General features: G+C 70.9%; 6 protein-coding genes. All 6 read left to right on the forward strand.

Features of this window, described 5'->3' with window-relative positions:
* The first annotated feature begins 1 nt into the window (after nucleotide 1).
* Nucleotides 2-1,099, forward strand: coding sequence for an ABC transporter permease (locus ACFWP5_RS33655; RefSeq protein ID WP_384165262.1), 1,098 nt, complete (start codon nucleotides 2-4; stop codon nucleotides 1,097-1,099).
* On the forward strand, nucleotides 1,099-1,971 hold the full coding sequence (locus ACFWP5_RS33660) for an ABC transporter permease (RefSeq protein WP_384165265.1): 873 nt from the start codon (nucleotides 1,099-1,101) through the stop codon (nucleotides 1,969-1,971). Before ACFWP5_RS33655 ends, ACFWP5_RS33660 begins: the two co-directional genes overlap by 1 nt.
* On the forward strand, nucleotides 1,968-2,726 hold the full coding sequence (locus ACFWP5_RS33665; RefSeq protein ID WP_384165268.1) for a nucleoside phosphorylase: 759 nt from the start codon (nucleotides 1,968-1,970) through the stop codon (nucleotides 2,724-2,726). The genes ACFWP5_RS33660 and ACFWP5_RS33665 overlap by 4 nt, the downstream gene beginning before the upstream one ends.
* Entirely contained in the window at nucleotides 2,723-4,018 is a 1,296-nt protein-coding gene (locus ACFWP5_RS33670; RefSeq protein WP_384165271.1) for an amidohydrolase, read from the forward strand. The genes ACFWP5_RS33665 and ACFWP5_RS33670 overlap by 4 nt, the downstream gene beginning before the upstream one ends.
* Nucleotides 4,019-4,103: 85 nt before the next feature.
* Complete coding sequence (locus ACFWP5_RS33675; protein WP_033283704.1) at nucleotides 4,104-4,775, forward strand: FadR/GntR family transcriptional regulator; 672 nt, start codon at nucleotides 4,104-4,106, stop codon at nucleotides 4,773-4,775.
* Nucleotides 4,776-4,973: 198 nt separating this feature from the next.
* Nucleotides 4,974-6,029 (forward strand): PAC2 family protein, encoded by a 1,056-nt coding sequence (locus ACFWP5_RS33680; protein WP_384165274.1) that lies wholly within the window; start codon nucleotides 4,974-4,976, stop codon nucleotides 6,027-6,029.
* Nucleotides 6,030-6,034: the final 5 nt, after the last annotated feature.

Here is a 6,034-nt window from a genome sequence, read left to right on the forward strand (position 1 = left end):
CATGACGCACACTCACATACCGCGCGTATCAGGGGTGTTGCGCTCCCCCATCACCTTCTCCGTGCTCGCGGGCCTGGTCATCGGCGCGTTGTTCCTCGTCGGCACCGGCGCGGACCCCTTCACGGCGTACGGCGCCGTCCTCACCGGCTCGCTCGGCGCGGACGGCATCGGGTCCACGCTGAGCACCGGCACCAGCGTGCTCGGCATGGCGCTCGCGCTGGCGATCCCGCTGCGGGCCGGTCTGATCAACCTCGGCGGCGACGGACAGATGGTGCTCGGCGGCATCACGGCGGCGGTGACCGGTCTGTACTCGCCGCTGCCCGCACCGCTCACCGTCGTCCTGGCGCTGCTCGCGGGCATGGCTGCCGGCGCCGCGTACGCCGCGCTGGCCGCCCTGTGCGAGAACCGCCTCGGCGTCCCGCTGCTGGTCAGCAGCCTGCTGCTGAGCTACCCGGCGGTGTCGCTCGCCTCCTACCTGGCGCGCTACCCGCTGAAGGAACCCGGCTCCAGCCTCCCCCAGACCCGGGCGATGCCCGACGGCGTGGCACTGCCCGCCTTCGGCGACTCGACGGTGACGGTGGGGCTGCTCCTCGTCGTCCTCGCGGCGGCCGGGTACTGGTTCACCGACAAGCGCACGGCGTTCGGCTACGAGATCCGGATGACCGGTCTCAACTCCCGCTTCGCCGCCTACGCGGGCATCGAACGCCGGGGCCTGACCCTCAAGTTGATGTCCGTCTCGGGCGCGCTGGCCGGACTCGTGGGCGCCATCGGGGTGTTGAGCTTCCCGTACCGCTTCGTGGACGGCTCGCTGACCGCACCCGGCTACACCTGGACGGGACTCACGGCGGCTCTGCTCGCCGCAGCGGCGCCGCTCGGTACGGTCGTCGCCTCCTTCTTCTTCGCCGTCCTCGCGGTCGGCGGCCTGGCGATGGAGCGGACGACGGAAGTCCCGCGCGAACTGACGCAGGTGCTGCAGGCCATCGTGATCGTGTTCCTGGCGGCCCGACTGCGCTTCCCCAGCGGGTGGTTCAGGAAGCGTGCTCAGGAAAACCCGCACGAAAGCTCTCAGGAAACCTCTCAGGAAAGCGGGGCCGTCTGATGTTCTTCGACTCCGATCTGCTGATGTCGGCGCTGCGCGCGCTGACCCCGATCCTGCTGGCCGCGCTCGGCGGTGCCCTGTGCGAGCGGGCGGGGGTCTTCAACATCGGCCTCGAAGGCATGATGTTGATGGGCTGCTTCACTTCCGTGGCCACGAGTTGGTTCACCGGGAGCGCGTGGCTCGGTGTGCTCGCCGCGGCCCTCGCGGCGGCCGCGTACTCACTGATCCTGGCCGTCGGCGCGGTAACTCTGCGCGGGGACGCGGTCGTTCTCGGAATCGCCATGAATCTCCTGGCAGTTGGCCTGACCAGTTTCCTGCTGCGTACGGTCTTCGGTGTGCAGGGCACTTTCGACGATCCGTCACTCGCCGGGCTGCCGTTGGTCGGTGGCTTCACCCCGCTCGCGTATCTGGCGTTCGTCGCGGTCGCGGTGGCCGCGCTGATGCTGTCCCGGCATGTGTGGGGGCTGCGGCTGCGCGGGGTCGGCGAGGCACCGGACGCGGCGGCCACGCTCGGGGTGAGTCCGGCGAAGTACAAGTACGCGGCCGTGCTGGTCTCCGGTGTCCTGTGCGGGCTCGCGGGGGCCCAACTCGCGCTCGGGAACGTCACGTTGTTCTCCGAGAACATGACGGCGGGCCGGGGCTGGATCGCCGTCGTCGCGGTCATGCTCGGCCGCGCGGCACCCGTCGGCGTGCTGCTCGCCGCGCTGCTCTTCGGTCTCGCCGAGGCCGCCGGCTTCCGCCTCCAGGGCGTCGGCCTGCCCCAACAGGCCACCGACGCCGCGCCGTACGTCGTGACCCTCGTCGCCCTCTTCCTCTCGACGGCCCGCCGCCGTCGCCGTACCGTCAACTCCCCTTCCGGAGCCACCACATGACGCAGGACCTGCTGCCCATCACCCGCATACCGCGCACCGGGCTTCCGGAGCACGCGGTCGTCGTCGGCGACCCGGCGCGCGCCGCCGCCGTCGCCGCGCTGCTCGACGGTGCCGAGGAGGTGTCGTACCACCGCGAATACCGTGTGTTCAGCGGGAGTTGGAAGGGTCTGCCGGTCACCGTCGCCTCGCACGGGGTGGGCGGACCCGGTGCGATCCTGCTGTTCCAGGAACTGGCGGACGCGGGGGTCCGCACCTTCCTGCGCTTCGGCACGGCGGGCGCGATGAAGCCCGGCGTCGGCGACGGCGACCTCGTGATCGCCGAGGCGGCCGTACGCGACGACGGCGTCACCCAGCAGCTGCTCCCGCCGGAGTACCCGGCGGTCGCCGCCCCCGAGGCGGTCCTCGCCCTCCAGCGCGCGGCCCGCGAGGCCGACGCCCCGCACCACCGCGGCATCGTCTGGACCCGGGCGGCCTTCCAGCCCGGCCTCCTCCCCCTCTTCTCCTACGACGGCGCCGGGCTCGCGGCGATCGAGATGGAGCTGTCGGCGCTGCTGGTGACGGCCTCGCTGCGCGGTCTTGTCGCGGGCGGGGTGCTGGTCATCGACGGCGCCAACGCCGATGAACTCGTCGACGCGGAGACCACCGGCGGGTACGACCCGCACCGGGACGTCGTCGCGGCCGGTGTCGAGCGCGGGGCGATCGTCTCGCTGGAGGCGCTCCGACTGCTCGCGGAGGCCGAGGAGTTGACGGCGTGAGCATCGACCTGTTGGTGCACGGCGGCGACGTCCTCACCGTCGACGAGGCCGGAACGGTCGTACGGGACGGGGCAGTTGCCGTCCACGAGGGCGAGATCGTCGCCGTAGGACCGGAAGAGGAGCTGACAACTCGGTTCACGGCAACGGAGTCCATTGACGCCTCGGGCTGTCTCGTGCTGCCCGGACTCATCAACACGCACACCCATCTCGCGATGACGCTGCTGCGCGGTCGCGCCGACGACGTCACTCTCCAGGGCTTCCTGGAGCGGGTGTTGAAGTGGGAGGCGGAGCTGCTGACGCCGAAGAACGTGGCGGCGGCGGTGCGGCTCGCGGTGGCCGAGAGCGTGCGGGCCGGGGTGACGTCGGCGCTCGACATGTACTGGTTCCACGAGGCGGCCGAACAGGCGGCCCGCGAGACGGGCTGGCGACTGCACACCGGGCCCACCTTCATGGACGTACCGGAGCCGCCGGACGGCATCGCGTACGAGGACCGACTGGACTGGGCGCGCCGGGACTTGGCGGCCCGGGGTGAGGCACGCCCCGGCCTGCGCCCGGTCCTGTTCGCGCACTCGACCTACACCCTCGCCCCCGACCAGCTCGTCCACATCGCCGCCCTGGCACGGGAGTTCGGCGCGCTGCTGCACATCCACGCGGCGGAGAACCCGACCGAGGTCGCCACCGTCGAGGTCAAGTACGGCAAACGGCCGGTGGAGTTGCTCGATTCGCTCGGGCTGCTCGGTCCCGATCTGCTGCTCGCGCACGCCGTGGACCTGACCGGCCCGGAGATCGCGGCACTGGCCCGCACGGGAACGTCGGTCGCCCACTGTCCCGTGTCCAACCTGAAGTTGGGCTGCGGAATCGCGCCGGTGCCAAGGCTGTTGAGCGCGGGTGTGACCGTCGGGCTGGGCACGGACGGCGCCGTCAGCTCCAACACGCTGGACGTGCTGGGCGCCGTACGGCAGGCGGCGCTGGTGCACAAGGCGGGCGGCGACCCCACAGCGGTCGGCGCCGAACAGGCCGTACGGATGGCGACGATCGAGGGTGCGCGGGCGCTGGGCCTGGGTGATCACCTGGGCTCACTTGAGACCGGGAAGCGGGCCGACCTGATCGTGCTCGACCTGAACGCACCGCATCTGCGGCCGCTGCACGACCCGTGGTCGACGCTCGCGTACGCCGCGCACTCGGCGGACGTACGGGACACGGTCGTGGACGGCCGGGTGCTGATGCGGAACCGGACACTCGGCACGCTGGACGAGGAAGCCGTGCTCGCGGAGCTCGAAGCACTTGCCTGAGCTGTGGATTTCCCTCCCGTTCAGCCCACTGAACCCCCATAATGCACCTGATACATCGGACGTCTGAGCAACAGGGAGGCCGGCCATGGCAGTCACCGATGAGGCGATCGAGAAAATCAAGGGAATGATCGTCTCCGGCGCACTGCGTCCCGGGGACCGGCTGCCCAAGGAGAGCGAACTCGCCGCCGAACTCGGCCTGTCCCGCAACTCCCTGCGGGAGGCGGTGCGCGCCCTGTCGCTGATCCGCATCCTGGACGTACGGCAGGGCGACGGCACGTATGTCACGAGTCTCGATCCTCAACTCCTCCTGGAGGCGCTGAGTTTCGTCGTCGACTTCCACCGCGACGACACGGTCCTCGAATTCCTGGCCGTACGGCGGATTCTGGAGCCGGCGGCCACGGGGATGGCGGCACTGCGGATCAGCGAACAGCAACTGGACGCGCTGTCCGCCCAGTTGGACGCGCTGGGCGGTGCCCCCTCGGTGGAGGAACTGGTCGCCTGCGACCTGGAGTTCCACCGGGGCATCGTGCAGAGCTCCGGCAACTCGGTGCTCTGCTCGCTCCTCGACGGTCTGTCCGGGCCCACCACGCGGGCGAGGATCTGGCGCGGTCTGACCCAGGAGGACGCGGTCAGCCGCACCCTGCACGAGCACCGGGCGATCCTGGGCGCGCTGCGCGACCGGGACGCGGAGGCGGCGCGGTCGTGGGCGACGGTGCACATCGCGAGCGTGGAGCAGTGGCTGCGTTCGACCCTGTGATCGAGTGGGGCGACCCGCTGATCCATCGGAGGAGTGACCGGCCGGGACGGGTCTGCACAGGATGGCGATCTTGTGTGTCCGACCGTCCCGGACGGGGCAGGCATGGGTTCACTCCCCCGTGCAAGGGGGCTGCGGGCGCCCCCGTCGGACGCCGTAAGGTTGGGACGTACGCGAGGGCAGATCGGAAGGAGGCGCTGGGTGATCGAGCTGGAGGGGGTTCCCGAGCTGATCGACCCAGTGATGGTGGCCGCGTTCGAGGGCTGGAACGACGCCGGCGACGCCGCCTCCACCGCGGTCGCGCACTTGGACAAGGAGTGGAAGGGCGAGGTGTTCGCGGCGCTGGACGCCGAGGACTACTACGACTTCCAGGTGAACCGGCCCACGGTGTGGATGGACGCCGGGGTGCGGAAGATCACGTGGCCGACGACCCGTCTCTCGGTGGTCCGGGTCGGCGGCGACAAGCCGCGCGATCTCGTACTCGTCCGAGGTATCGAACCGTCGATGCGCTGGCGCTCGTTCTGCAACGAACTGCTGGGCTTCGCGCACGAGTTGGGCGTGGAGCTGGTGGTGATCCTGGGCGCGCTGCTCGGTGACACCCCGCACACGCGTCCGGTGCCGATCAGCGGGACCACGTCGGACTCGGACCTGGCGCAGCGGATGGACCTGGAGGAGACCAAGTACGAGGGTCCCACCGGGATCGTCGGCATCCTCCAGGAGGCGTGCACGCACGCGGGCGTACCGGCCGTGTCGCTGTGGGCCGCGGTGCCGCACTACGTGTCGCAGCCGCCCAACCCGAAGGCCACCCTGGCGCTGCTCAACCGCCTGGAGGACCTGATCGACGTACGCATCCCCCTGGGCGAGCTGCCCGAGGACGCGCGCGCCTGGCAGGTCGGCGTGGACCAGCTGGCCGCCGAGGACAGCGAGGTCGCCGAGTACGTCCAGACGCTGGAGGAGGCCCGCGACACCGCGGAGCTGCCGGAGGCGTCGGGCGAGGCGATCGCGCGCGAGTTCGAGCGCTATCTGCGCAGGCGGGACGGCGGTGGCAGCCCGCCGCCGGGTGGTCACGCGACGGCGGACGGCAGCGACAGCGCGTCGTATCTCCGGGACAACCCCGGGGGCGGCCGGACGAAGCCGCAGAGACCCGCGAAACCGGAGACGGATGCGGAGCCCGAGGCCGGGCCCGATCTCGGGTCCGACTCCGAGGGCGAGGACTCCTCCGAGGAGTGTGACGCCAGTGCTGGAAGTGAAACGTGAAAGAT

It is taken from the genome of Streptomyces sp. NPDC058469 (genome assembly GCF_042721125.1).
In the GTDB taxonomy this organism is placed as follows: Bacteria; Actinomycetota; Actinomycetes; order Streptomycetales; family Streptomycetaceae; genus Streptomyces.